23 protein-coding genes are annotated in these 23769 nt (G+C 65.6%); 9 read left to right on the top strand and 14 right to left on the bottom strand.

The annotated features are described in order from the left end of the window. Both F0Q04_RS17140 and F0Q04_RS17135 read left to right on the top strand, forming a co-directional pair. Entirely contained in the window at positions 1-861 is an 861-nt protein-coding gene (locus tag F0Q04_RS17140) for an ABC transporter ATP-binding protein (protein WP_116924307.1), read from the top strand. 20 nt (positions 862-881) lie between these two features. After that, a complete protein-coding gene (locus tag F0Q04_RS17135; protein ID WP_116924306.1) occupies positions 882-1790 on the top strand; it encodes an ABC transporter permease in 909 nt (302 codons plus the stop codon). A gap of 154 nt (positions 1791-1944) precedes the next feature. Here F0Q04_RS17135 and F0Q04_RS17130 read toward each other — a convergent pair whose 3' ends face one another. Beyond that, the gene (locus F0Q04_RS17130; RefSeq protein ID WP_021026374.1) at positions 1945-2700 is read right to left on the bottom strand and encodes an SDR family oxidoreductase; all 756 of its coding nucleotides are present in this window, start codon (positions 2698-2700) and stop codon (positions 1945-1947) included. A 134-nt stretch (positions 2701-2834) separates the two neighbouring features. Between F0Q04_RS17130 and F0Q04_RS17125 the strand changes: the two genes are divergently transcribed. After that, positions 2835-3749 carry a LysR family transcriptional regulator gene (locus tag F0Q04_RS17125; RefSeq protein WP_182342389.1) on the top strand — a complete coding sequence of 305 codons (915 nt, stop codon included), beginning with the start codon at positions 2835-2837 and terminating at the stop codon, positions 3747-3749. A gap of 23 nt (positions 3750-3772) precedes the next feature. Here F0Q04_RS17125 and F0Q04_RS17120 read toward each other — a convergent pair whose 3' ends face one another. Beyond that, complete coding sequence (locus F0Q04_RS17120; protein WP_182342386.1) at positions 3773-4693, bottom strand: LysR family transcriptional regulator; 921 nt, start codon at positions 4691-4693, stop codon at positions 3773-3775. Positions 4694-4830: 137 nt separating this feature from the next. Between F0Q04_RS17120 and F0Q04_RS17115 the strand changes: the two genes are divergently transcribed. Genes F0Q04_RS17115 through F0Q04_RS17105 form a run of 3 tightly spaced genes read left to right on the top strand, consistent with a single transcriptional unit; the run spans position 4831 to position 7125 of the window. Further along, complete coding sequence (locus F0Q04_RS17115; RefSeq protein ID WP_021026377.1) at positions 4831-5202, top strand: DsrE family protein; 372 nt, start codon at positions 4831-4833, stop codon at positions 5200-5202. Positions 5203-5251: 49 nt separating this feature from the next. After that, positions 5252-6196 (top strand): pyridoxamine 5'-phosphate oxidase family protein, encoded by a 945-nt coding sequence (locus F0Q04_RS17110; RefSeq protein WP_182342383.1) that lies wholly within the window; start codon positions 5252-5254, stop codon positions 6194-6196. A gap of 8 nt (positions 6197-6204) precedes the next feature. After that, positions 6205-7125, top strand: a complete 921-nt coding sequence (locus F0Q04_RS17105) for a PDR/VanB family oxidoreductase (protein ID WP_182342380.1) — start codon at positions 6205-6207, stop codon at positions 7123-7125. Between the two features lie 49 nt (positions 7126-7174). Here the strand turns inward: F0Q04_RS17105 and F0Q04_RS17100 are convergent, their stop codons facing one another. Continuing rightward, positions 7175-7663 carry a DUF4124 domain-containing protein gene (locus F0Q04_RS17100; protein ID WP_182342377.1) on the bottom strand — a complete coding sequence of 163 codons (489 nt, stop codon included), beginning with the start codon at positions 7661-7663 and terminating at the stop codon, positions 7175-7177. Positions 7664-7684: 21 nt separating this feature from the next. Beyond that, entirely contained in the window at positions 7685-8611 is a 927-nt protein-coding gene (locus F0Q04_RS17095) for a restriction endonuclease (protein ID WP_182342374.1), read from the bottom strand. Positions 8612-9028: 417 nt separating this feature from the next. Here F0Q04_RS17095 and F0Q04_RS17090 point away from each other — a divergent pair, with 417 nt between their 5' ends. Next, the gene (locus F0Q04_RS17090) at positions 9029-11524 is read left to right on the top strand and encodes a TonB-dependent siderophore receptor (RefSeq protein ID WP_182342372.1); all 2496 of its coding nucleotides are present in this window, start codon (positions 9029-9031) and stop codon (positions 11522-11524) included. A gap of 7 nt (positions 11525-11531) precedes the next feature. Then, positions 11532-12467, top strand: coding sequence for an alpha/beta hydrolase (locus tag F0Q04_RS17085; protein ID WP_182342369.1), 936 nt, complete (start codon positions 11532-11534; stop codon positions 12465-12467). A 126-nt stretch (positions 12468-12593) separates the two neighbouring features. Here F0Q04_RS17085 and F0Q04_RS17080 read toward each other — a convergent pair whose 3' ends face one another. The 9 genes from F0Q04_RS17080 to F0Q04_RS17040 all read right to left on the bottom strand — a co-directional run bounded on the left by F0Q04_RS17080 (position 12594) and on the right by F0Q04_RS17040 (position 21285). Further along, positions 12594-13511, bottom strand: a complete 918-nt coding sequence (locus F0Q04_RS17080) for an SMP-30/gluconolactonase/LRE family protein (protein WP_116924295.1) — start codon at positions 13509-13511, stop codon at positions 12594-12596. Between the two features lie 55 nt (positions 13512-13566). Further along, the gene (locus F0Q04_RS17075; protein WP_182342366.1) at positions 13567-14466 is read right to left on the bottom strand and encodes an amidohydrolase family protein; all 900 of its coding nucleotides are present in this window, start codon (positions 14464-14466) and stop codon (positions 13567-13569) included. A gap of 64 nt (positions 14467-14530) precedes the next feature. Next, positions 14531-15487: a tripartite tricarboxylate transporter substrate binding protein gene (locus tag F0Q04_RS17070; RefSeq protein ID WP_182342363.1), complete on the bottom strand. Its 957-nt coding sequence runs from the start codon at positions 15485-15487 to the stop codon at positions 14531-14533. A 50-nt stretch (positions 15488-15537) separates the two neighbouring features. Further along, complete coding sequence (locus F0Q04_RS17065; protein ID WP_182342360.1) at positions 15538-16530, bottom strand: Bug family tripartite tricarboxylate transporter substrate binding protein; 993 nt, start codon at positions 16528-16530, stop codon at positions 15538-15540. Positions 16531-16586: 56 nt separating this feature from the next. Beyond that, positions 16587-17516, bottom strand: coding sequence for an NAD(P)-dependent oxidoreductase (locus F0Q04_RS17060; RefSeq protein ID WP_182342357.1), 930 nt, complete (start codon positions 17514-17516; stop codon positions 16587-16589). Continuing rightward, on the bottom strand, positions 17513-18199 hold the full coding sequence (locus tag F0Q04_RS17055; protein ID WP_182342354.1) for an RraA family protein: 687 nt from the start codon (positions 18197-18199) through the stop codon (positions 17513-17515). Before F0Q04_RS17055 ends, F0Q04_RS17060 begins: the two co-directional genes overlap by 4 nt. A gap of 69 nt (positions 18200-18268) precedes the next feature. Next, positions 18269-19288, bottom strand: coding sequence for a Bug family tripartite tricarboxylate transporter substrate binding protein (locus tag F0Q04_RS17050; RefSeq protein WP_182342351.1), 1020 nt, complete (start codon positions 19286-19288; stop codon positions 18269-18271). An 18-nt stretch (positions 19289-19306) separates the two neighbouring features. Further along, positions 19307-20209 (bottom strand): amidohydrolase family protein, encoded by a 903-nt coding sequence (locus F0Q04_RS17045; protein WP_182342348.1) that lies wholly within the window; start codon positions 20207-20209, stop codon positions 19307-19309. Between the two features lie 71 nt (positions 20210-20280). Further along, positions 20281-21285 (bottom strand): tripartite tricarboxylate transporter substrate binding protein, encoded by a 1005-nt coding sequence (locus F0Q04_RS17040; protein ID WP_182342345.1) that lies wholly within the window; start codon positions 21283-21285, stop codon positions 20281-20283. A 120-nt stretch (positions 21286-21405) separates the two neighbouring features. Between F0Q04_RS17040 and F0Q04_RS17035 the strand changes: the two genes are divergently transcribed. Continuing rightward, a complete protein-coding gene (locus F0Q04_RS17035; protein ID WP_260719781.1) occupies positions 21406-22266 on the top strand; it encodes an IclR family transcriptional regulator in 861 nt (286 codons plus the stop codon). Positions 22267-22332: 66 nt separating this feature from the next. On the opposite strand, the gene gudD is transcribed toward F0Q04_RS17035, so the two are convergent. Continuing rightward, the gene (gene gudD, locus F0Q04_RS17030; protein ID WP_182342342.1) at positions 22333-23685 is read right to left on the bottom strand and encodes a glucarate dehydratase; all 1353 of its coding nucleotides are present in this window, start codon (positions 23683-23685) and stop codon (positions 22333-22335) included. Positions 23686-23769: the final 84 nt, after the last annotated feature.

Below are 23769 nucleotides of genomic sequence, written 5' to 3'. Positions count from 1 at the left end.
ATGTCCTATGCCACCCAGGCGGTTGCCAGCCAGGCGCCGTCCAGTTCTCTGCAGCCCAAAAATGCTGCAACCTCTGCACCCCCAGCCGATGCGGCCATTGAATTCGACAAGGTGTCGCTGCGCTTTATTGCGCCAGATGGCACAGCGACCCTCGCGCTGCGCAATTTTTCGATGTCGGTGGCCAGGGGCGAATTCATCGCCATCGTCGGCCCCACCGGCAGCGGCAAATCCACCACCTTGAACCTGATCACCAGCCTGCTGCAGCCGACAGTGGGTGAGGTGCGCGTGATGGGCAAGAAGGTAGAGCAGATCGATCCGCGCATCGGCTTTGTGTTCCAGGCCGATGCCGTCTTCCCCTGGAAATCGGTGCGCGACAACGTGGCCGCCGGCCCCATCTTTCGCGGCACGCCGCGTGCGCAGGCGCTCAAGCTCGCCGATGAGTGGATCCACCGCGTGGGCCTGGCCAACTTTGGCAACCACTACCCGCACCAGCTCTCGGGCGGCATGCGCAAGCGCGTGGCGCTGGCGCAGACCTTTATCAACCAGCCAGAAATCCTGCTGATGGACGAGCCCTTCTCGGCGTTGGACATGCAGACCCGCACCCTGATGCAGGACGAGCTGCTGCGCCTGTGGTCGGCGTCCGGCGGCTCGGTGGTGTTTGTGACCCATGATTTGGAGGAAGCCATTGCGCTGGCCGACCGCGTGTTTGTGCTGACAGCCCGCCCTGCCACCTTGAAGCGCGTCTACGAGATCGACCTGCCGCGCCCCCGCGTGATGAGCGAGGTGCGCTACGACCCGCAGTTCATCGACCTGTCCAAGCGCATCTGGGATGACCTGCGCGAAGAAGTCCATATCCAGTAAACCAAGGCAAGGAACACACCATGTCTGAACTCACCCTGAACCCCAACGCCGCGCGCAGTTCGGTACCCGCATCGGCCGCAGCAGACCACACCCCCGCTGCCGTAAGCGATGCTGCGCTCGCGCAGGAATCAGTCGCCGCGCAGGCGGCCATCAAGCGCCGCAAGGCCGTCATCATCGGCCTGCGCCTCTTGGTGCTGGTGCTGGTCCTCGGCGGCTGGGAAGTCTCGGCCCGTATGCAGTGGATCGACCCCTTCTTCTACTCGATGCCTTCGATGATCTGGAACCAGATTGTCGAATGGATGCGCGATGGCACATCGCAAGGCCCGCTGTGGCAGCAGGTGCTGGTCACCTTGGAAGAAACGGTCATCGGCTTTCTGATCGGCTCGATTGCCGGTGTGATCTGCGGCATTGTGCTGGGCCGCAACAAGCTGCTGTCCGATGTGTTCTCCCTCTACATCCAGATCGCCAACTCCATCCCCCGCGTGGTGCTGGGCTCGGTGTTCGTGATTGCGCTGGGCCTGGGCATGGCGTCCAAGGTGGCGCTGGCCGTCGTGATGGTCTTCTTTGTGGTGTTTGCCAATGCCTTCCAGGGCGTGCGTGAAGCCGACAAGTACATGATCGCCAATGCGCAGATTCTGGGTGCATCGCCGCGCCAGGTCACCCTGTCGGTGGTGATTCCATCGGCTATGTCCTGGATTCTGGCCAGCCTGCATGTGAGCTTTGGCTTTGCGCTGGTCGGCGCCGTGGTGGGCGAGTTCCTTGGCGCCAAGGAAGGCATCGGCCTGCTGATCTCCACCGCGCAGGGCGCGTTCAACGCCAGTGGCGTGTTCGCCGCAATGATCGTGCTGGCGGTGGTGGCCCTGGGCGCCGACTTCTTGCTGACCCGCCTGGAAAAACGCCTGCTCAAATGGCGCCCTGCTGCCTTCTGATGCCCTGACCTTTGATCCATACGCAAGCGAGCCCCGTGCCCGCTTGCCTGTCTCCTCGCCGGTGGACCAAGCGCTCTCTCGCTTACCGGCCTTCAGCCAGCTCCGCCAACCGAGCTGGCATTTTTTTGTCTGGGCGTGGATTCGTCAGCTTGCCTCAAACCTGCGCCATCCCCCCATCGACAAACAGCTCGGTGCCGGCGATGAACTTGGCCTGTGGCGAAGACAGGAACAGCACCGCATCCGCGATTTCATCGACTTCGCCGACGCGGCCGATCGGCACCTGGCTGGCCATATAGTCCAGCAGGCCTTGTTGCTGCGCGGCATCGTTGCCAGCCAGCTCGACCAGGCCAGGGGTGCGGATGGGGCCGGGGCTGACGACATTGACGCGGATGCCGCGCTCCTTCAGATCCAAGGTCCAGCTGCGGGCGAGATTGCGCACGGCGGCCTTGGAGGCGCTGTAGATGCTGAAGGCGGCGGTGCCGGTGGAGCCGACGACCGAGCCGGTCAGCACGACGGAGGCGCCATCGCGCAGCAGCGGCAAAGCCTTTTGCACGGTAAACACGAGGCCCTTCACATTCGTGCCAAAGGTGGCATCAAAGTGCTCCTCGGTGATGGCGCCCAGGGGCAGCATCGAGCCACCGCCGGCATTGGCGTAGAGCACATCGATTTGCGCATGGCTTTGCTGCACGGCGTCGTAGAGGCGGTCAATGTCGGCCAGTTGGGACATGTCGGCCCGCACACCGGTGGCGCGGGGGCCAATCGCCTGGACGGCCTTGTCCAGCTCTTGCTGGCGGCGGCCGGTGACAAACACATAGGCGCCTTCGCTGGCAAATTTCTTGGCGGTGGCCAGGCCAATACCGCTGGTGCCACCGGTGACTACGACGACCTTGTTGTCAAACTTGCGTTCCATTTTTCCTACTCCTTGAGGTGTGCGCCGAACCGTTCGTCGCAGTGATGTAATGATGCAGGTGGAACAAAGTTTTCGGTAGACGGGTAAAGTGGATATCATTGTTCCAATATTGAGACAAAGCGGGGATAAGGCCCATGCGAGATATCAACGACTACGCGCTGTTTGCCGAGGTGGTGCTGCACAGCGGCTTTGCCGCAGCAGGCCGCGCGCTGGGCATGCCCAAGTCCACCTTGAGCCGGCGCATTGCGGCGTTGGAGTCGCGCTTGGGTGTGCGGCTGATCGAGCGCTCCACCCGGCGCTTTCGGGTGACCGAGGTGGGCCAGGCGTTTTACGAGCGCTGCCGCACCATCGTGCTCGATGTGCAGCAGGCCGATGCCGTCGTGTCCGATGCGCTGGGCGAACCCCATGGTGTCGTGCGCTGCAGCTGCCCCTTGGGGCTGATGGAAATCCTCTCGCCCACCCTGACCGATTTTTTGCAGACCTACCCCAAGGCACAGCTGCAGATGGTGGCCGCCGATCGGCCCGTCAACCTGATCGACGAGCGCATCGATGTGGCCATCCGCGTGCGCACCAGCTTGACGACCGACGCCGCCCTGGTGATGCGCACGCTGGGCTATTCAAACCGCATTCTGGTGGCTGCGCCCAGCCTGGCCAAGCAGTGCCAAAAAGGCGATCTGCAGCTGCTGGGCGAGCTACCCACCTTGGCCAGCACCGAGCAGACCGGCACCATCAGCTGGGAGTTCTGGGATGGCGATGGCCAGCCCAGCGTCATCAGCCACACGCCCCGCATGACCTGCGCCGATTTTGGCGCGTTGCGCTCAGCGGCCTTGGCTGGCCTGGGCATTGCGCTGTTGCCCGAGCACTTTTGCAGCAAGGAGCTCGAGCGCGGCAGCCTCGTCCATGTGTTTCCGCAATGGCGCACGGAGACAGGCATTGTGCATATCGTGTTCACCACCAGGCGGGGCTTGCCACCGGTGGTGCGGGCGTTTATCGAGCACCTGGCGGGGCGCTTCAAAGGCGAGCTGGCCGATAGCGCGACGGCCAACTAGCGGCGCTGCTGCAGCCCAGCCTTTCAGCGCTTTTCTGCAGAAGGCGCAAACTCCCCCAGCCGCGCGCGCAGCTGCTCAGCCAAATGCTCAACCAGGGTCGACACCCGCACCGTGCCATGGTGCTTGCTCGGGTAGACCAGGGACAGCGGGCGAGGCGCGGGGGCGTGGCCTGGCAAGATGCGGACCAGCTCGCCGCGCGCAATCGCATCCATCACCTGGTAGTGCAGAAAGCGGCCAAAGCCCTGGCCGGCAATGCAGCCGGCGATATTGCCGCCAACGGTATTGCAGCGCATGCGGCCCTTTACCTTGACGCGCTCGGGCCGGCCCTGGCTGACAAACTCCCAGAGGTTGGCGTCGCCCACACCGCCAAACTCGATGCAGGGCAGCGCAGCCAGGTCTTGCGGCTGCTGGGGCATGCCGCAGGCGGCAACCAACGCAGGGCTGGCGGCAATCACCTGGTGGATGTCCACAACATGGCGCGCCACCAGGCTGGAATCGGGCAGCGGCGCAATGCGCACGGCCAGGTCCAGACCTTCTTCCACCAGGTTGACCACGCGGTCGAGCAGCAAGAGCTGCACCTCCACCTGCGGGTAGCGCTGCAGGTAGCTGGCCACCAGCGGGGCCACATGCAGCTCGCCAAATTTGACGGAGGCCGTCAGGCTGATGCTGCCCGAGGGCTCGGCCTGCGCCCGGCTCATGGCCTGCTCCGACTCGGCGACTGCGGCGCGGATGGCCAGCGCATGCACCCGGTAGGCGCGGCCTTCGTCGGTGATGGCCAGGCGCCGCGTGTTGCGGTTGAACAGGCGCACGCCCAGGTGCTTCTCCAGCGCAGCCAGCGTGCGCACCACGCTGGGCAGGGACAGCTCCAGCGCCTCGGCAGCGCGGGTCAGGCTGCCCTGCTCGGCAATTGCCAAAAAGACATCAATGGCGTGGAGGCGGTCCATGGTGGGGGTAATTGCTGCAAAAAGTGGAAGAATCAAATCAATTCTCTGGCATTTATCAAGTTTGAGTAAATAGATAAATTTGCTTCCGAGACGGCAACTCCAGTTTTGTCACTACGCCGTCCTCGAAAGGACTATTTATGAAAACCGTCATCGTTGTTTTTTCCGATCCCCAATCCGGCACGCAAGAAGCGCTGGGCCGTGTCGTGAACGCGCTGTTCCTGGCCTATGAGCTCAAGGAAAAGAACCGGGACTTTGACCTGGTGTTCCAAGGCACGGGCGTGCGCTGGCCTGCCGAACTGGTCAAGCCAGAACACCCCGGCCATGCACTGTATGAAGCGGTGCTGGACCACATCGTTGCCTGCGGCGGTTGCGCCGACGTGTTTGGTGCGGGCGCAGGCCTGGCACCCACCGGCATTGCGCTGGTGCGCGACAAGACCATCCCTGGCACCACCGGCGTGCTGGATCTGTCGCGCCACCTGGACGCGGGCCACACCTTGGTGACCTTTTAAGCCGCCTGGCTGACAGCTTTTGCGACCCTGCCGCCACCAAGGAGCCGTTATGGATGACCACATCTTTCACACTGGCGAACGCCTGGTGCAGCAGCGCACGGGCGAGCGCGGCACTGCGCTCATCAACAGCCGCAATATCAGCCCCGGCATTCCGGCGGCAGCGCGCAACTTTGTCGGCCAGCAGCGCTGGTGCGTGCTGGGCGCAGCCGATGCGGAAGGCGCCATGTGGGCTTGCATGCTGAGTGGCGAGCCCGGCTTTGTGCAGGCCAGCGATGACCTGCGCAGCCTGCAGGTGGCCAGCAGCGACCCGCAGAGCGTGCTGGCCCGCATGGCCCCCATCGCCGATCTGCAGCCCGCGCAATCCATCGCCGTGCTGCTGATCGAGCTGCAGACCCGCAGGCGCCTGCGCATCAATGGCCATGTCAGCCAGGTAACAGCGCAGGCATCGGCGCAGGCACTGGCGGTGGCGGTGGGCCAGGCCTTTCCGGTCTGCCCCCGCTATATCCAAAAGCGCGAGCTGCTGCCACTGGAGGCAGAAGCGGCAGCCGAGCACCGCACCAGTACCGCTGTCACCTCGGGCACGCTGCTGGACGAGGCCACCTCGGCCTGGATCGCGGGCGCCGACACCTTGTTCATCGCCAGCCTGGGCCCCAGCGGCGAGGCCGATGTATCGCACCGGGGAGGCCGGCCCGGCTTTGTGCAACAACAGGGCCGGGTGCTGCGCATCCCCGATTTCAACGGCAACAGCATGTTCAACACCTTGGGCAATCTGGAGCTGGAGTCGCGCTGCGGCCTGGTCTTTCCAGATTTTGAAGGCGCGCGCCAGTTGCAGCTGACCGGCCATGCGCGCGCCCATTTTGGGGTCGATGCCGACATCGACCAGACAGGAGGAACCGGGCGCTGGATCGAGTTCCAGGTGGACAGCTGGCGCAGCACGCCGCTGAACCTGCCCCAGCGCTGGCGCCTGCTGGAAGCCTCGCCCTACAACCCTTGAGAATGCCCATGGAACCCCTGACAAGCCTGGACCTGGTGGTTGCTGACAAGCAAGCCATCGCCACCGACATCGTGCGTCTGGTGCTGCGCCACGCCGCAGGCCAGATGCTGCCCGGTGCAGAACCCGGCGCGCATATCGCCCTGGATATGGACGGCCGCGTGCGGCGCTACTCCTTGCTGCACACCGGCCCGGCACTGGACCACTACAGCATCGCCGTGCTGCGCACCGCGCAGAGCCAGGGCGGATCGCAGTTCATCCACGACCAGCTGGCCGTAGGGGACCCGGTGCGTGTGCTGGAGCTGGCCCATGAATTCGCGCTGCAGCCCGATGCACCGTACACGCTTTTGATCGGCGGCGGCATCGGCATCACGCCGTTGCTCAGCATGGCCGAGCATCTGCAGCAAGCAGGGCAGCGCTTTGCCTTGCACCAGATCGTGCACGACGCCACCCGGCAGTATCCGCTGGCACCCGGCCTGCCTGGCCAGACCCATATCGGCCGCAGCAGCCTGGACCTGCCCGGCTTGCTGGCCGCGCAAGTGCCCGGCAGCCAGGTCTATGTCTGCGGTCCTGCCGGTTTGGTGGGCGCCGTGCGCGCCGCTGCAGCGCAACTGGGCTGGGCGCCCGAGCGCATCCACAGCGAGAGCTTTGGTGCGGCTGCCGATGCCAGCGACGGTCCATTGCGGGTCACGCTGGTGCAGTCGGGCCAGCGCATCGATGTGGCGCCCGGCCAATCGCTGCTCGATGCCTTGCTGGCCTCAGGTGCCTGGACGGGCTATGAGTGCCGGCGCGGTGTCTGCGGCGCTTGTTTGACCGAGGTGGTCAGTGGCACCCCCATCCACCGCGACAGCATTGCGCCTGCCTTGCGCGGCCATGCGATGTGTACCTGTGTCTCCTGGGCAGAGGGGCCGGAGTTGGCGTTGAATCTTTGAGAGACCGCCGTGCAAAGTAGCAGTTGGCCGTGTCTGCCGCAGCGGGCGCTTAGCAGTTCAGATCATTGAAGCGGTTGCGCGCCTTGTACAGATCGACCTCGGCCTGGGCCAGGTCACTCGCCGCTGCTGCTTGCACCGCTTGCTTGAGCGCTGGCAGGCGGTTGTCCAGCCGTGCGCATTCAAGCTTGTCGGCGGGGCTGAGCTTGAAACGGTGCTGGTACACCCGGTACTCATCGGCGTTCATCCCTGACAGGGGCTGGATGGCTTCTGCAAAGGCAGCGTTGCGTTCGGCACGCTGCACGTCATTGCCTTTGCGGCTCTTGCCCGTCATCTTGTCCATGCCCTGGGTAGGCGTGGTGTCGATTTCCGTAGCGCCCACACAAGGCGCATCCGAGTAGCTCACGCGCCCAGCCGTTTCGCAGCGGTACACGGACTTTTGCGCAAAGGCAGGCGCGGCGCAGCAGACCAGGGCCAGCAGTATCAGCGAGCGCTGCAGGTTGCGACCGCCTGCATTGCGAGAGGTGGACAACAAGCGCATGGAAAAACCTTCATGCAGCCATTACGCCGCCGCAAGCGTGCCACGGCAACCCGGGAAGGTCGAGCAGCCCCAGAAGGACTTGCCGGCATGGGCGCCCTGGCGTGCGGTGCGCAGCTCCATCGCGGCGCTGCAGCGCGGGCAGCTGGGTTGGGCAGGGGCAGGGCTGGCTGCAACGGGGGCGGCAGCCGAGGCCGTCGCAACGTTGGTGCGCGCGGTTGATGCAGCCGAGGTGCCGCTGGCTTGCGTAGCCTTGGGGCCATTCACCAGCGATTGCCGCGCCCGCTGCACCATCGCCAACAGCTGGGGGCCATCGACCAAGGTGATATTGCGACCCCGTGCAAAGGCCTGGGCGTCGTTGCTGAAGCGGCCGGAGGTGACCACAAAGCCGCCCGTCGCGCCCCTGGCGGCCATCACGCCATAGAGTTCACGCACAGTGGCAACGCCCACACGCTGGGCCTTCCACTGCTTGCACTGCACGAGGAATTTTTCGCTGCCCTTGAGCAGCACCAGGTCCACGCCGCCATCGGGCCCGTTGCCGCCCAGCTCGATGATGCGAAAGCCCTGCAGCCGGTAGGCCTCGCCCACCAGAAGTTCAAACTCGCGCCAGCTGATGTCGCCCAGCACAGCCACATCCTGCGCCTGCACCACGCCTTTGACGAGGGCCTGGCGCTGCTTTCGGCGCCAGGCCGACATGGCAGCGGCCACCAAGCACATCAAGGGCAGCAGGTATTGGCCGATGGACGCCAGCCCAAAGATGAGCCCCTTCTGGACCACGGCTGCCATCATTTCGGCGGGGCGGCCTGCCAGGTCAGCCGTTGGCGGCACGACCGCCAGCCGGTGCAGGAACACATAGCTCGCTCCCGCCAGTGCCACACAGATCCACCAGGGGAGCAGCGCCAAGAGGTCCAGCATGTCTTCCAATCCACTGCTTTTCTTGCGTCTTGCCATGGTCTCCCCCTGTCCTGGTTTGCTGATGGATGCCTGTCTTTGTGCGGCTGGCTGATGGCGGCGCAGTGCTGCTGGAAGCGCCACGCACAGACCGTTTGCTGCTTTGTATTACAAAATGTATCTGCGTGATCTTACGCTTTGCTGACGGGCGTATTGGGGGCATCACCAGAGCGACAGGGGCGTTGCTGGGGTGTGCATGGCTGGCCACCACAGCCGCAGGTTCTGCAGCCACCGCTGCTTGTCTTGCGGCCACCGCTGCTTGTTTTGCAGCCCGCTGCAGCCGGATTTTGCCACCGCGAAAATTTTCCCCACTATTTTTCGCTTCAGGTGATCACTTTTTGGATCTCGTTCGGTGTACAGGGCAATGGCGCTATGCAGTGCCGCTCTTTTCTTTCCAGATCACCAGGACGACGAACCATGACTCTCTCTTCCCATCGCCGCAGCCGGCACCGCGAGCGCTTTGCCCTGGCTTTGCTGCATGGCGCCATCCGTGCCACCTTGGTTGGCGGCAGTGCCGCAGGCCTGGCGCTGGCAGCACCTTGGGCCCTGGCGGCAGAGCCGGCCGCCGGCGCCAAAAGCTATGCGATTGCAGCGGGCCCGCTGTCGGATGTGCTGGCGCAGTACGCGGCAACGGCAGGAGTGCAGCTGGTGTTTGAGCAGTCCACCTTGGCGGGGCTGCGCAGCGGTGGCTTGCAAGGCAGCTATGGCGAGGCGGAGGGCTTTGCCCAGCTGCTGCGCGGCAGCGGCTTTGAGGTGGTCAAGCAAGGGGGCGCCACCTATGTGCTGCGCAAGCTGCCGGCGGCCAACCCTGCGGCAGCGGGCAGTGCGGCTGGGGCATCGGACATGACCTTGAACACGGTCACCGTGACGGCCGCGGTCCAGCGCAGTGGCACCACCGAGGGCAGTGGCAGCTATGCGGCGGCGCATTCGAGCACCAGCTCCAAGCTGAACCTGAGCCAGCGCGAAACACCGCAGACCTTGACGGTCATCACCCGCCAGCAGATGGACGACGCCGGCATGACCTCGGTCGATGATGCGCTGCGCGCAGTGAGTGGCGTGTTTGCGGTCGATGGCGGCAGCATTGGCGCCAACTACTACAGCCGGGGCTTTAGCATGCAGGCCCAGGTCGATGGCATGGCCACGCCTTCGGGCATCGACAGCGGCAACCGCTCGCCCAAGTTCGACAGCGCCTTTGTCGACCGGGTCGAGGTGCTGCAAGGCGCGGCCGGCCTGATGGCCGGTGCTGGCAGCCCGGGCGGCACGGTCAACATGGTGCTCAAGCGCCCGACCGACACTTTCCAGGCCCAGGGCGAGGTGCAGCTGGGCTCCTGGAAAGAGCGGCGCCTGGTGGGCGATGTGTCGGGCCCGCTGATCGACTCGGGCGTGATCCGGGGCCGCCTGGTGGCCGTGGCCGATAACAGCGAGTCGTTTACCGACTATGTCTACCGCGACCGCTATGCGGGCTACGGCATTGTCGAGGCCGACCTGGGCCCCACGACCACCTTGAGCGCCAGCGTGCAGCTGCAAAAGGACACGAGCCGGGGCCATTTTGGCGTGCCGCTGGCGGCCGATGGCAGCGATGCCGGGCTGCCCCGCTCGTCCTTCTGGGGCGATGCCGACCACCGCTCGGTGCGCGACTACAACATCTACACCGTGGGCCTGGCCCAGCAGCTGGCCGGCGCCTGGAGCCTGAAGGCCAACTACGCCTGGCAAAAGACCAACAACGATATCGAGAACTTCAGCAGTCTCTCGGGCAACCTGAACCCTGTGACCGGCGATGGCCTCTTCATCGGCAGCCGCCAGCGCAACTACACCTCGGTGATGCACGCCAATGTGGTCGATGTCTATGCGACGGGGCCGTTTGATTTTCTGGGCCGCCGCCATGAGCTGACCTTGGGCGTCAACGGCACCAGCTACCGTGATGAGAATGCCGGCACCGGCTACTCGTCCACCACGCCGATCAATGTCTACACCTTTGATCCCGAAGGCCTGGGCCCCATCCCCGATGGCCTGCGCGCATCGACCAGCAAGACCAAGACCAGCAATATGGGTGTCTATGGCGTCGCGCGCTGGAGCCTGACCGACGCGCTCAAGCTGATCACCGGCACCCGCATCAGCAACTACGAGCGCAAGAACAGCTTGACCGGTGTTGTGGCGCCCAAGGAGAAGGGCGTGGTCACGCCGTATGCCGGGCTGGTGTATGACATCAACGCCCAGTACTCGGCCTATGCCAGCTACTCGGACATCTTCAACCCCCAGACCAACCGCAGCCAGGATGGCAATGTGCTCGACCCAGTGGTGGGCGCCAACTACGAAGTGGGTATCAAGGGCGAGCTGCTGAACAAGCGCCTCAATGTCTCGGCCGCCGTGTTCCGCCTGGCGCAGTCCAACCTGGCGGTGCTCGATTCCTCCGTGCCCAACAACCCCAGCAATGCCTGCGGCGGCGCCTGCTACACGGCAGCGGGCAAGGTCGTCAGCCAGGGCTTTGACCTGGGCGTAAACGGCCAGGTGAGCCGCGAGCTGAACCTGGCTGCGGGCTACACCTATACCAGTGCCGAGTATGTGGCCGGCCCGCAAAAGGACCAGCGCTTCCGCACCGAGCAGCCGCGCCACAGCATGCGCCTGGCCGCAAACTACCAGCTGCCGGGCACGCAGTGGTCGCTGGGTGGCAATGTGGCTGCCACCAGCAAGGCCTATAAAAACGGCGGCTCGGGTGCCAATGCCTGGACCATCGAGCAGGGCGCGCTGGTGCTGGTGGGCCTGAACGCCAAATACCGTATTACCCCCAAGACCCAGCTGAACCTGGTCGTCAGCAACCTGACCGACCGCAGCTACCGCCACCTGTATGGCCGCGAGTATGCGCCGTTTGGCGAGCCGCGCAAGTTCAGTGCTAACCTGCGCCATGATTTCTAAGCCACCCATGCGCTTGCCCACCCTCTACCCAAGCGCCTGCGCGGCGCTGCTGGCCGGCTTGCTGGCCACGGCACCGCAGGCCCGGGCGCAGCCAACCGCCCAGGAGAGCACCGCGCCCGCTGCGGCCACGCCCAGCAGCACAGCAACTCCCGCCAGCCCCTATGTAATGCCCGCCACCCAGGTCTGGGACATGGCATCGGACAACGGTGAGGTCTACCGCATCTTTGTTTCGGCACCCGACAAGGGCGAGCCGCCCAAGGGCGGCTACCCGGTGCTCTATGTGCTCGATGGCAATGCCTACTTTGGCTCCTTCGCGCAGGCGCGCTGGGTGCAGGACTACCTGCCCGTGGGCAAGGCGATCATTGTGGGCGTCGGCTACCCGGGTGACAAGCCCTGGGATGTGCGCCGCATGGCCGACTACACGGCCCAGCTGCGCGAGCCGCTGTCGCCCGAGGTGCGGGCCTTTGCCAAGTACAAGAGCGGTGCGCGCGCGCCGTTTCTGGATTTTCTGACCGGCAAGCTGCGCGGCGAGATCGCCCAGCGCTACCCCGTCAACCTGGAGCGGCAGTCGCTGTTTGGCCATTCCTTTGGCGGGCTGTTTGCGCTCTACGCGCTGTACGAGCGCCCCCAGGCCTTTGAGGCGATTGTGGCCGCCAGCCCCTCGATGGAGTGGAACGGCCAGCATATTCTGGAGGAGGAGTGCGTGTTCCGCGACAAGGTGCAGGCCGGCAAGGTCGGCGCCACCAGCCGCCTGATGGTAGTCGTGGGCGACCGCGATGCCGATGGCGATCCGGAATCGGCCCGCATGCTGGCCGAGCGGCTGGAAGCGCTCTCCGGCTGGGGCCTGCGCGTGCGGCTGCAGCGCTACCCGAATGAGGTGCATGCCAGCGTGCCGGCGCAGGCGGCCAATGACACGCTGCGCTTTGCGTTTACGCTGCGCTAGGTACGCTTTGCCAAAGCTGTGCCTAATGGGATGGGCGCGGATCGGGATGAGACGCAAGGCGTCTTTTGCAGTCCATAGCAAGCTATGGACAAGAAAGACAACACAGCGGATCGCCCGAGACCGCGTTCAGACCCCTTGGTGAATTGGCATGCCTGGCGTGGCCATGCTGGTCGTCAAAATGCGGCCATAGGTCGAATCGGTGACAAACAGCTGCTTTCGCTCTGCGCCGCCAAAGGCCAGGTTGGTGGTGGAGCTGCCCTTGATGCCGCACAGCACCTGCACCGGCTCGGCCAGGTGGTTCAGCACCCAGACATAGCCCAAGCCCGGGTTGGCCACCAGCACATGGCCCTGGGCATCGACAGCCAGGCCATCGGGGCCGCTGGGCCCGTACGAGGTGAAGAACTGGCTCACCTTGGCGACGCTGCCATCGGGCAGCAGGGGCACGCGCCAGACGCAGTTGCCACGCGTCACTGCCAAATACAGCACGCGGCCATCGGGTGACAGCGCCACGCCATTGGGGCTGGGCACATTGCTGAGCAGCAGATCAAGCTGGCCATGGGGCCGCAGGCGGTAGAGGCGCCCGCTCGGGTCATGCAGGCCGCTTTGGCCCTGGTCGGTAAAGTACAGGTTGCCTTCCGCATCAAAAATCAGGTCGTTCACGCCCTTGAAGCTCTCGCTGTTGCGGCGCTCCAGGTAAGGGCTTACCGCGCCGCTGGCCGTATCCAGCTGCATCAGGCCGTTCTTGTAGTCGGTGACCAAGAGCTTGCCGGGGGCCAGAAACTTCAGGCCATTGGGCTCGCCGTCGTACTCTGCGACCAGGCTCCACTGGCCCTGCGCATCAATGCGGAAAATGCGGCCCCAGGGGATATCGCTGACATAGAGGTTACCGGCCTCGTCAAACACCGGGCCTTCCAAAAACGAATCTGTTATCGCGCCGCCCCGGTTGGCATCAGCCCAGGCGCTGCGCTCACGGCGGCGAAAGGACTCGGGCATGGCGCTGAAGGTGTCCAGGGTGCGGACTTCAGGGGATTGCAGCAAAAACATGGGGCGGCCTTTTTGGCATCAAAAACGGTAGGGGTGTGCAGGATCTTGCCAGGGTTTAGCAAGACCGAAAGCCATAAAGCTGGGCGGGGTTGTCCACCAGAATGCGGTCCATCACCGCATCGCTCACCGACCAGGCCTGCAGCAGATGGACCAGGTCGGTATCGTTGACGGTGCCCGGCCGCTCGGTGGTGTGCGGCCAGTCAGAGCCCCACACCAGACGCTCGGGCGCGGCCTGCACAAGCGCGCGGCCCAGCGGCACGGTATCGGCATAGCTGGGGCCATGCACCTGGGAGCGCATATAGGCGCCCGAGAGCTTGACCCAGCAATGGCCGCCATCGAGCAGACGGCGCAGCACGCCATAGGCCTTGGCCGATGCGCCTTCGGCCGGGTCCATGCGGCCCAGATGGTCGATCACCAAGGGCACCGGCAACTGCTGCAGCACTGGCTGCAGTGCGATGATCTGCGCGGGCTCGGCAAACACCTGGATATGCCAGCCAGCGCAGTCCGGGTGGCGTGCCAGCTTCTGCGCCAGGGTCTGCAGCATCTCGGGCGTGGTCGTGCCCCAGGACTGGGGCGAGACAAAGTTCACCCGCAGCCCGCACACGCGCCGCGCCGCCAGGCGCGCCAGCTCGGCATCGCTCACCGCCGCATCCACCACCGCCACGCCGCGTGCGCTGTTGCCCAGTTGGTCAAGCGCATCCAGGGTGCAAGCATTGTCGGTGCCATAGGTCGATGGCGTAACCACCACCGTGCGTGAGGTGCCCAGGCGCTGCTGCAGCTGCCGGTAGGCCGCCACCGGCGCATGGGGTGGCGTACGCGGCCAGTGTGCCGACGGCGCAAAGCGCTTGTCGAAGACATGCATATGGCTGTCGCAGGCCAGCGCAGGCAAGGTGCGCGTGGGTCGGTCCAGGCCAACCGAATGCGGGACAGGGGTCGTGAGATCAGGCAAGGTCATCTCGGTGGGGGCGTTTTATGGTGCGGGGCTGGCCGCTGCAGCAGCGGCGGCCAGCGGGAAGGAATCAGTCCAGTTTGATATTGCCTTTTTTCACCACCTCGCCCCATTTGGCATCTTCCTTTTTCAGAAAGGCGCTGAACTCTGCCGGTGTCGAGCCCACGGGCTGCGCGCCCAGGTCCGACAGGCGTTGCTGCACTTCAGGCTCCTTCAGCACCTCGGCAATCGCCTGGTACAGTTGCTGGGAGATAGCATCTGGCGTACCAGCGGGCAACAGCACGCCATTCCATTCATAGGCTTCGTAGCCGGGGATGACGGTCTCGGCCACCGTGGGCACCTCCGGCAGGCGCGCCGAGCGCTGGGGCGAAGACACGGCCAGCGCACGCAGTTTGCCGCCGCTCACCAGCGGGTAGGAAGCAGCCACGGTGGCGAACATGAAGTCCACCTGCCCGCCCATCACATCGGCAATCGCCGGGCCACCGCTCTTGTAGGGCACATGCACCATGTCCAGGCCCAGCTTCTGGCGGAACAGCTCGGCCGCCAGGCGCTGCACGGTGCCGCTGCCGCCCGAGGCGAAGTTGATCTTGCCCGGTTCGGCCTTGGCCTTGGCGATCAGGTCGTTCACATTCTTCAGCGGCGACTCGGCCTTGACCACCAGCGCATTGGGGGCCAGCAGCACCAGCGACAGCGGTTGCAGCGCATTGGCTGCATAGGGCATCTTGGCAAACAGATGCGGGTTGATCGAGTAGGGTGTCGCGTCGTAGAGCATGGTGTAGCCATCGGCCTTGGCCTTGGCCACAAAGCTTGCGCCAATGGTGCCGCTGGCGCCAGCCTTGTTCTCCACGATCACGCTGGTGCCCAGCTTGCTGCCCATGCGCGTGGCCAGCACACGGGCCACCGCATCGGCCGCGCCGCCCGGGGCGTAGGGCACGACGATGGTGATGGGGCGCTCGGGGAAGGCGGCATGCGCGATGCTGGCGGCCAGCGCGCAAGCGGCGATCAGGGGTTGGATAAAGCGGGGCATGGTGTCTCCTGAAGATAGGTATAGGTATGGGGTTGGATGCAGTGTCCGGATCAATCGGCTTTGAGATCCAGCTCGCGCGCAATCTGGGTATAGGTCATCACCTCGCGCGCCACCTGGCTGCCAAAGGCCGGGCCGCAGGTCGAGTCGGCGTCCAGCCCCAGGCTGTGCAGCTTGTCCACGGTAGCGGCGTTGCCGGCAAAGTCGCGGGCGGCTTTCTCCAGCTGCTGCGCAATTGCGGCGGGCAGGCCGGCGGGCGCCATCACGCCATACCAGGCATCGGCCGAGTACTTGCCGCCACCAGCCTCGGCAAAGGTGGGCACCTCGGGCAGCAGCGACGAGCGCTTGGGCGAGGCGACAGCCAGGGCCGTGAGCTTGCCGCTCTTGATCTGCGGCAGCACCGAGCCCAAGGTGGCGAACGAGCTGTCGAGCTGACCGCCCATCAGATCAGTGACCACCGGGGCCGCGCCCTTGTAGGGCACATGGTTCAGCTGCAGGCCATTGGCGCGCGCAAACATCTCGGTCGCAAAGTGGCCGGAGCTGCCCATGCCGGCGGTGCCGGCCGTTGTGCGCCCGGGCTCCTTGCGGGCACGCGCCATGTAATCGGCCAGGCTCTTGACCGGCAGGCCCGGCTGCACCACCAGTACCGTGGGGCTGGTCGCGACCGTGCACAGCGGCTGGAAGGACTTGAGCGCATCAAACTTGACCCGGCCGCTGTAGAGGCCCGGAATCATCGTGTGGTTGGTGGCGGCAAACAGCAAGGTATAGCCATCGGCCGGTGCACTGGCCACCGCTTGCGCAGCCAGGATGGTGTTGGCGCCGGGCTTGTTGTCGACCACAAAAGGCTGGCCCAGGGTGCGGCCTGCGTAGTCGGCAAAGGCGCGTGCCACCACATCGGTGGGGCCGCCTGCGGCAAAGCCTACGATGAGCCGGACCGGCTTGGCGGGGTAGGTGGGGGCCTGCGCAAAGCAGGCAGTCCCCGTCAGCGCCAGGCCCGCGATCAACACTTGTACGGCGCGCTGTGCTGGGCGATGTTTCTTCATCATGTTCTTGTCTCCTCAATGCCAGCGGATGCCGCAGCTGCGGGCCTCGCTGGCCATGGTTATGCGGTTGCCGGCGCCTTGGCCAGCACCGCCAGCAGGTTTTCCGCCGCGCCCACGCCCATGTTCACGTAGGCGTCGCTCGTCACGCCGCCGATGTGGGGGCTGAGGACAAAGCGCGGCTCGCCTTGGAAAGGGTGGCCGGCAGCCATCGGCTCCACCGCAAAGCTGTCCAGGCCCGCAGCCATCACCTGGCCTGCGCGCACGGCGTCCAGCAAGGCAGCCTCGTCGATCAACCCGCCGCGCGCGGTGTTGACAACGATGACGCCACGCTTGCACTGCGCCAGGCTGCTGGCATTGAGCATGCCCCGGTTCTCTTCCGTCAGCGGGCAGTGCAGCGAGATCGCATCGGCCTCGCGCCAGAGGGTGTCCAGGTCCACGCTCTGCACATAGGCTGGCAGGTTCTTGGCAAAGGGGTCAAAGCCGATCACGCGCATGCCCAGCGCATCGGCCATCTTGGCAAAGCGCAGGCCGATGGCGCCCAGCCCTACCAGGCCAATGGTGCGGCCGCCCAGCTCCAGGCTCTTGTGCGTGGCCTTGTCCCAGTGGCCGGCATGCATGCGTGCATCGAGCGCCACGACGGACTTGGCGCAGGCCAGCAGCAGCGCCAAGGCCTGCTCGGCCACGGCCGCAGCATTGGCGCCCACGGCGGCCACGACCTCGATGCCACGTGCCTTGGCGGCCACCTTGTCGATGGTGTCGGTACCGCTGCCGTGCTTGGAGATGACCTTGAGCGACGGGGCCGCATCCATGACCGTTGCGCCGACCTTGCCGTAGCGCACGATGATGGCCACCGGGTCATATTGCCTCGCCAGCGCGACCAGGTCGTCTTCGGTCGGTGTCTTGCCGGCGTAGATGACTTCGTAGCCGCCAAGCAGGTTCAGTGCTTGCTGCGCCAGATCGGCGCCGGTGACGATGATGGCGGGTTTCACAGCGATTCTCCTTCCTGGAGCACGCCGGCCGCACGCAGTGCAGCAGGCAGCCATTTCGATGCCGTGTCGCCACGGGCAATGGCGTCGATACGGGCGGCTTCATCGGCCACCTTCTTGTCGGCCAGGGCCATCAACGCAGGCGCCTTGGCGCGCTCGATCACGACCACGCCATCGGCGTCGCCCACGACCAGGTCACCCGGGTTGACCGTGGTGCCACCGGCCGAGATCGGGTGGTTGATGCGGCCGGGCACAAACTTGGTGGGGCCAGCGGGGTTGAAGCCGGCGCTGAACACGGGGAAGTCCAGCTCCAGGATTTCGAGCTTGTCGCGGATCGCGCCGTCGACGATCACCCCTGCCAGGCCCCGCTTCTTGCAGGCGCTGAGCATCAAGGTGCCCATCAGCGCGGCCGTCTGGTCGCCCTTGCCATCGATCACCAGCACATCGCCGGGCTTGGCCAGCGCGATGGCGGCATGGATCATCAGGTTGTCGCCGGGGCGCACCTCGACCGTGAAGGCCGGGCCTGCGACCTGCATGTTTTGGTGGACGGGTGCCACCCGTGCATGCATGGTGCCGCGGCGGCCGGCCACGTCGGCCAGAATGGCGGCCTGGAAGCTGCTGGCCTTGGCAACGACGTCGGCGCTGACGCGCTCGATGTCACGGATGATGTCGGGAAGTTGGCTCATGGTGTTGGTCCGTTGGGAGGGATAAAAAAAATGGGGTGTCGGGAATGGCTGGCGCCTTATCGGCTTTGGTTACTCGGCCTTGATGTTTCCGTCTTTGATGACCTGGGCCCACTTGGCCGAATCGGCCTTTTGCAGCGCGCCCAGCTGCTGGGGTGTGCCACCCACCAGGCTGATGCCCAGCTTGTCGGCCAGTGCCACGACGGCGGGGTCTTTCAATGCCTGGTTGATGTCCTGGTTCAGGCGCTGCACAACGGCCTGGGGCGTCTTGGCCGGCGCAAACACGGCCTGCCATTGCTCGACGACAAAGTCCTTCATGCCCACTTCGCCCATCGTCGGCACATCAGGTAGCGCAGGCAGGCGCTTGGCAGAGGTAACGGCCAGCGCACGCAGCTTGCCGGCCTGCACATGGGGCAGTGCAGCGGCTACGGGCGCGAACATGAACTGCACCTGCTCGCCCAGGGTGTCCTGCAAGGCCGGGGTGTCGCCCTTGTAGGGGATGTGGATAAAGCGGGCGCCGGTCTGCTGCTGCAGCAGCTCGCCCTGCATCTGCAAGATGGTGCCGTTGCCGCCCGAGGCATAGGCCAGCTTGCCGGGCTGGGCCTTGCCGGCAGCGACCAGATCGGCCACCGTTTTGAAGGGCTGCTTGGCGCCCACGACCAGCATGTGCGGGATGGTGCCGAGGATGGCCACGGGCTCGAAGGCCGCAATGTGGTCATAGGGTAGCTTGCCCATCAGGTGCGGCGCAATCGCCTGCGGGCCGATCGAGGTGCCCAGCAAGGTGTAGCCATCGGGCGCGGCCTTGGCGACCCAGGCCGCACCGATGGTGCCGGTGGCGCCCGCCTTGTTTTCCACAATCACGTTGGTGCCCAGCGCCGTGCCAATGCGCTGCGCCACATTGCGGCCCAGCACATCGGTGCTGCCACCGGGCGGGTAGGGCACGACCCAGGTGATGACCTTGCCGGCAGGCCAGTCGCCTTGGGCCAACGCGGGCGTGGCGCCCAGGCTGGCCAGCAGCGCTGCGCCTGCAGCGGCAAGCAGGCCGCGGCGTGCGCGCTGTAGGGAGGGGGTAGTTGCTAGGAATGTGGTCATGTCAGTCTCCGAAGTGTTTTATGAATCGGCCAAGGGGCCAAAGCCGTAGAGCGCGGCCGGGTTGTCGACCAGCACGCGCTGCAGGGTGCCGCTGCCTGCGCTGTGCTGCGCCCAGTCGGCCAGGCGGTCGATCTGGCGCGCGTCATCGGGCATGGCTTGCACACCGGCCGACGCGGTGGCATGGGGCCAGTCACTGCCCCATAGCACACGCTGGGGCGCTGCGCGCAGGTAGCTGGCGGCCAGCGCATCCAGCGCCGGGTCTTCCACGCTGTGCTGGTCGCTGACGATGTAGCCGCCCGACAGCTTGATCCAGGCCTGGCCGCGCTGCAGCAGCTCCAGCAGCAGACCGTGCGCAGCGCTGCCCGCCATGGCCGGCGCGATGCGGCCAAAGTGGTCAAACACTAACGGCACCGGCAGCTCGCGCAGCACGGCCGCCTGGCCCAGCAGCAGATCGGGCGCCATCAACAGCTGCAGGTGCCAGCCCAGCGGAGCAATGCGCTGGGCCAGCGGCCTGAGCGCCGCCACCGTGCCCGCCACGCCCAGCGACAGGTTGAGCCGCACGCCGCGCACGCCCAGGCGGTGCAGGCGCTGCAGCTGGGCATCGCTCTCCGTGCCGTCGATCACCGCCACACCCCGGGCCTGGCTGCCCAGCGCTGCCAGGCCTTCGAGCATGCAGCGGTTGTCCGTGCCATAGGTGGAGGGGGTGACCAGCACGGCACGCGTGGTGCCGATGCGCTGCTGCAGCGCGCGGTAGTCCTGCGCCGAGGCGTCGGGTGGCAGCAGCCTGGCGCCCTCTGCGCTGGGATAACGGCTGTCATACACATGGATATGGCAGTCGCAGGCGCCGTCGGGCAGCGGGGTGGAGGGTACGGCGGTACCTGCCGAGAAACGGACGGGCACAGCCAAGCTATCGCGGTGCATGGCGCGGGCTCTGGGTGAACGGGGTGGTGTTGGGGGAGGGGGGCTGGGCGCGGGCCGGTGTGCTTGCGGCCTTAGTTCAGGCTGGCGCCTGAGTCCTTGACGATCTTGGCCCAGCGGGGCACTTCGGCATGCATCAGCTTGCCAAAATCTTGCGCGCTGCCGCCCAGGATATCGCCGCCTTCGGAGCGCAGTTTCTCGACCACATCAGGCTCGGCCAGCGCGGCATTGATGGCTTTGTTGAGCTTTTGCACGATCGCATCTGGCGTGCCGGCCGGGGCCAGGATGCCAAACCAGGTAATGGCCTCAAAGCCCTTGCTGCCGGACTCGGCCATCGTTGGCGTGGAGGGCAACTCGCCCGAGCGCTGCTTGGAGGTCACCACCAGCGGCTGGAGCTTGTCATTGCGCACCTGGCCGATCAGGGAGGGGATCGATCCAACAAAGAGGTCGATCTGGCCGCCGGACAGGTCGGTGATCGCTTGCGCAATGCCTTTGTAGGGCACATGGCGCAGCTTGACGCCAGTGGCTTGCTCGATCTGGGTGACGGCCAGGTGGGCGACGGTGCCATTGCCGGCATAGCCCACGGTGACGGTATCGGGCTTGGCTTTCGCAGACTTCAAGACTTCGGCGATCGAGTGCAGCGGGGTGCCTGCGCCACTCACCATCAGGATTGGCGACGAGGAGACGAGCGCGACCGGGGTCAGGTTCTTGAGCGGGTCGTAGGGCAGATTTTTGTACAGCGCCGGGTTGATGGCCAGGTTGCTGGTTTGGCCCATCACCAGTGTGTAGCCATCGGGCGCGGCCTTGGCGGCCGCGTCCACCCCCAGGTTGCCACCGGCGCCGGGGCGGTTGTCCACGACGATATTCCAGCCATTCTTCTCGGTAACCTTTTGCGCCACGGCGCGGGCAATCATGTCGGTGCCGCCGCCGGGCGGAAAGGGCACCAACAAACGGATGGGCTTGGCCGGGTAATTGCTTTGGGCGTAGGCGCCGGTGGCTGCTGCGGCGAGTACCGCTGTGCCCAGCGCCAGGCGGCACAGGCGCGCCGAGATCGAAATCGCTCGTGTCGTGATCGTCATACGTTGTCTCCGTATCGTTGTGTTGGTGTGGCCTTTTGGTCTGCTGCCAATCGGTGCGCTACTTTAAAAAAAAGTTTCAAGGGGTACAATGCCGTTTCAACCAATGAAACACATTGCACCATGGGCAACCCGTATCAGCGCAAACCCGCAGCCCGATCCAAGGCGAAACCCGGCCCCGTTGTCACGCAGCTGGTGGAGGACGACCTAGTCGGTGCCGAGGCCGTTGCAAATGCGGGGCAAGAGGAGGGCGCATCGTCGACCAGCACCGTCACTGCGGTGTTGCGTGCCATGCAATTGATCGATGCCTTTGCGTTGGGCGAATCGCATCTGCCGCTGGCCGAGCTGAGCCGGCGCTGCGGCCTGCACAAGACCACGGCGCTGCGCATTGCGCGCACCCTGGCGCAGTCGGGCTACCTGGTGCAGCGGGAAGATGGCGATTGGCGCCTGGGCCCGGCAGCGGGCTGGCTGGGCGCGCGTTACCAAGCCGGCTTTGATGTGCAAAACGTGCTGGAGCCGGCGCTGCGCGCGCTGACGGTGGCCAGCGGCGAGAGCGCCGCCTTTTATGTGCGCGAAGGCCATGTGCGCACCTGCCTGGTGCGGGTGGAAGGCCCGCAGGCCTTGCGCCACCATGCGCGCATGGGCGAGGGGCTGCCGCTGGACAAGGGCTCGCCAGGGCGGGTGATTCTGGCGTTTTCGGGCGAGCCGGGCGACTTGTACGAAGCCATCCGCCAGCGCGGTTTTCACTGGTCGATTGGCGAGCGCGAGCAGGGCGTGGCCACCATCTCCGCGCCGGTGTTTGGCAAGCACTGGCGGCTTCTGGGCTCCGTCTGCGTCTCCGGCCCCGCCTCGCGCCTGCCACAGCAAAAGCTCGAAGAGATGTCCACGACGGTCATCGCAGCTGCCAACCAGCTGTCCTATGCGTTGGCGGGCAATACGGGGCCGTCTGCGACCCTGGTGCGGGCCAGCCACTGGCACCCCTGAGTCCTGCGCGGATGTGGCTGCGGCGTCCCTCGCGCGGCACGTCGAACGGGGGACTGCTGCAGCGGCTTAGCGCACCATGCAAGGGCGCTTGTTGTCAAAGCGCCAGCCCGGAACCAGGTACTGCATGGCAATCGCATCATCGCGGGCGCCCAGGCCGTGCTGCAGGTAGAGCTGGTGCGCGCGCTCGACGGCGTCCATGTCCAGCTCGATGCCCAGGCCGCCTTGTTGCGGCAGCTCGATATAGCCGCCCTTGATCTGCAGCGGCTGCTTGGTGAGGCCCTGGCCGTCTTGCCAGATCCAGTGCGTGTCGATGGCGGTGACCTTGCCGGGCGCGGCAGCGCCCACATGGGTGAACATGGCCAGCGACACATCGAAATGGTTGTTCGAGTGCGAGCCCCAGGTCAGGCCAAAGGCCTGGCAGAGCTGGGCCACGCGCACCGAGCCTGACAGCGTCCAGAAGTGCGGATCGGCCAGCGGAATATCGACCGATTGCAGCGACAGCGAATGGGCCATCTGGCGCCAGTCGGTGGCGACCATATTGGTCGCCGTGGGCAGTCCGGTCGCGCGGCGGAACTCGGCCATCACTTCGCGGCCGGAGAAGCCTTCTTCGGCGCCGCAAGGGTCTTCGGCATAGGCAAGGATGCCGTGCAGATCGCGGGTGATGCGCACCGCATCCTTGAGTAACCAGCCGCCATTGGGGTCCAGGGTGATGCGGGCTTTCGGAAAGCGCTCATGCAGTGCGCGGATGGCTTCGACCTCGTCCTCACCGCGCAGCACGCCACCCTTGAGCTTGAAATCCTCAAAGCCATAGCGCGCATGGGCGGCCTCGGCCAGGCGCACGATGGCCTGCGGGTCCATGGCTTTTTCATGGCGCAGGCGCTTCCAGTCATCGGCCTCGTCGGGAAAGCTTTGGTAGGGCAGGTCGGTCAGTTCGCGGTCGCCCACATAGAAGAGATAGCCCAGCATCTGCACCGAGGTGCGCTGCACGCCTTCGCCCAGCAGCGCAGCGACTGGCACGCCCAGGTGCTGGCCCAGCAGATCGAGCAGTGCCGATTCTGCTGCCGTCACCGCATGGATGGTGGTGCGCAGGTCAAAGGTCTGCAGCCCACGGCCTGCGCTGTCGCGGCCCGCAAAGTTGCTGCGCATCGCGTTGAGCATGGCGTTGTAGTTGCCCACCGGCTGGCCGAGGATCAGCTCGCGCGCGTCTTCCAGGGTATTGCGAATGCTCTCGCCACCCGGCACCTCGCCCACCCCTGTGCGGCCTGCGCTGTCGGTCAGGATCAGCAGGTTGCGGGTGAAGAACGGCGCATGGGCGCCGCTCAGGTTGAGCAGCATGCTGTCATGCCCGGCCACGGGCACCACGCGGTAGCCGGTGATGCGGGGGGTGGAAGAGGGCGACGCGGATGTGGTGGCTTGCATGGTGGGCTAAGGGTCAATGTTGGAGGTTGTGCAGCGGGCGTGTTGGGCTCGGGGGGCTGTTGCTTTGAGCCGCTAACACGGCCC

Origin of the sequence: Comamonas koreensis (genome assembly GCF_014076495.1) — a bacterium.
In the GTDB taxonomy this organism is placed as follows: domain Bacteria; phylum Pseudomonadota; class Gammaproteobacteria; order Burkholderiales; family Burkholderiaceae_C; genus Comamonas; species Comamonas squillarum.
Note: the sequence above shows the minus strand (reverse complement) of the source record. Positions and strands in the feature narration are given on the sequence as shown.

Excerpts from the sequence above, each read along its gene's own strand:
- F0Q04_RS17140 (WP_116924307.1), top strand. The coding sequence starts at position 1 with ATGTCCTATGCCACCCAGGCGGTTGCCAGCCAGGCGCCGTCCAGTTCT.
- F0Q04_RS17135 (WP_116924306.1), top strand. The coding sequence starts at position 882 with ATGTCTGAACTCACCCTGAACCCCAACGCCGCGCGCAGTTCGGTACCC.
- F0Q04_RS17130 (WP_021026374.1), bottom strand. The coding sequence starts at position 2,700 with ATGGAACGCAAGTTTGACAACAAGGTCGTCGTAGTCACCGGTGGCACC.
- F0Q04_RS17125 (WP_182342389.1), top strand. The coding sequence starts at position 2,835 with ATGCGAGATATCAACGACTACGCGCTGTTTGCCGAGGTGGTGCTGCAC.
- F0Q04_RS17120 (WP_182342386.1), bottom strand. The coding sequence starts at position 4,693 with ATGGACCGCCTCCACGCCATTGATGTCTTTTTGGCAATTGCCGAGCAG.
- F0Q04_RS17115 (WP_021026377.1), top strand. The coding sequence starts at position 4,831 with ATGAAAACCGTCATCGTTGTTTTTTCCGATCCCCAATCCGGCACGCAA.
- F0Q04_RS17110 (WP_182342383.1), top strand. The coding sequence starts at position 5,252 with ATGGATGACCACATCTTTCACACTGGCGAACGCCTGGTGCAGCAGCGC.
- F0Q04_RS17105 (WP_182342380.1), top strand. The coding sequence starts at position 6,205 with ATGGAACCCCTGACAAGCCTGGACCTGGTGGTTGCTGACAAGCAAGCC.
- F0Q04_RS17100 (WP_182342377.1), bottom strand. The coding sequence starts at position 7,663 with ATGCGCTTGTTGTCCACCTCTCGCAATGCAGGCGGTCGCAACCTGCAG.
- F0Q04_RS17095 (WP_182342374.1), bottom strand. The coding sequence starts at position 8,611 with ATGGCAAGACGCAAGAAAAGCAGTGGATTGGAAGACATGCTGGACCTC.
- F0Q04_RS17090 (WP_182342372.1), top strand. The coding sequence starts at position 9,029 with ATGACTCTCTCTTCCCATCGCCGCAGCCGGCACCGCGAGCGCTTTGCC.
- F0Q04_RS17085 (WP_182342369.1), top strand. The coding sequence starts at position 11,532 with ATGCGCTTGCCCACCCTCTACCCAAGCGCCTGCGCGGCGCTGCTGGCC.
- F0Q04_RS17080 (WP_116924295.1), bottom strand. The coding sequence starts at position 13,511 with ATGTTTTTGCTGCAATCCCCTGAAGTCCGCACCCTGGACACCTTCAGC.
- F0Q04_RS17075 (WP_182342366.1), bottom strand. The coding sequence starts at position 14,466 with ATGACCTTGCCTGATCTCACGACCCCTGTCCCGCATTCGGTTGGCCTG.
- F0Q04_RS17070 (WP_182342363.1), bottom strand. The coding sequence starts at position 15,487 with ATGCCCCGCTTTATCCAACCCCTGATCGCCGCTTGCGCGCTGGCCGCC.
- F0Q04_RS17065 (WP_182342360.1), bottom strand. The coding sequence starts at position 16,530 with ATGATGAAGAAACATCGCCCAGCACAGCGCGCCGTACAAGTGTTGATC.
- F0Q04_RS17055 (WP_182342354.1), bottom strand. The coding sequence starts at position 18,199 with ATGAGCCAACTTCCCGACATCATCCGTGACATCGAGCGCGTCAGCGCC.
- F0Q04_RS17050 (WP_182342351.1), bottom strand. The coding sequence starts at position 19,288 with ATGACCACATTCCTAGCAACTACCCCCTCCCTACAGCGCGCACGCCGC.
- F0Q04_RS17045 (WP_182342348.1), bottom strand. The coding sequence starts at position 20,209 with ATGCACCGCGATAGCTTGGCTGTGCCCGTCCGTTTCTCGGCAGGTACC.
- F0Q04_RS17040 (WP_182342345.1), bottom strand. The coding sequence starts at position 21,285 with ATGACGATCACGACACGAGCGATTTCGATCTCGGCGCGCCTGTGCCGC.
- F0Q04_RS17035 (WP_260719781.1), top strand. The coding sequence starts at position 21,406 with ATGGGCAACCCGTATCAGCGCAAACCCGCAGCCCGATCCAAGGCGAAA.
- gudD (WP_182342342.1), bottom strand. The coding sequence starts at position 23,685 with ATGCAAGCCACCACATCCGCGTCGCCCTCTTCCACCCCCCGCATCACC.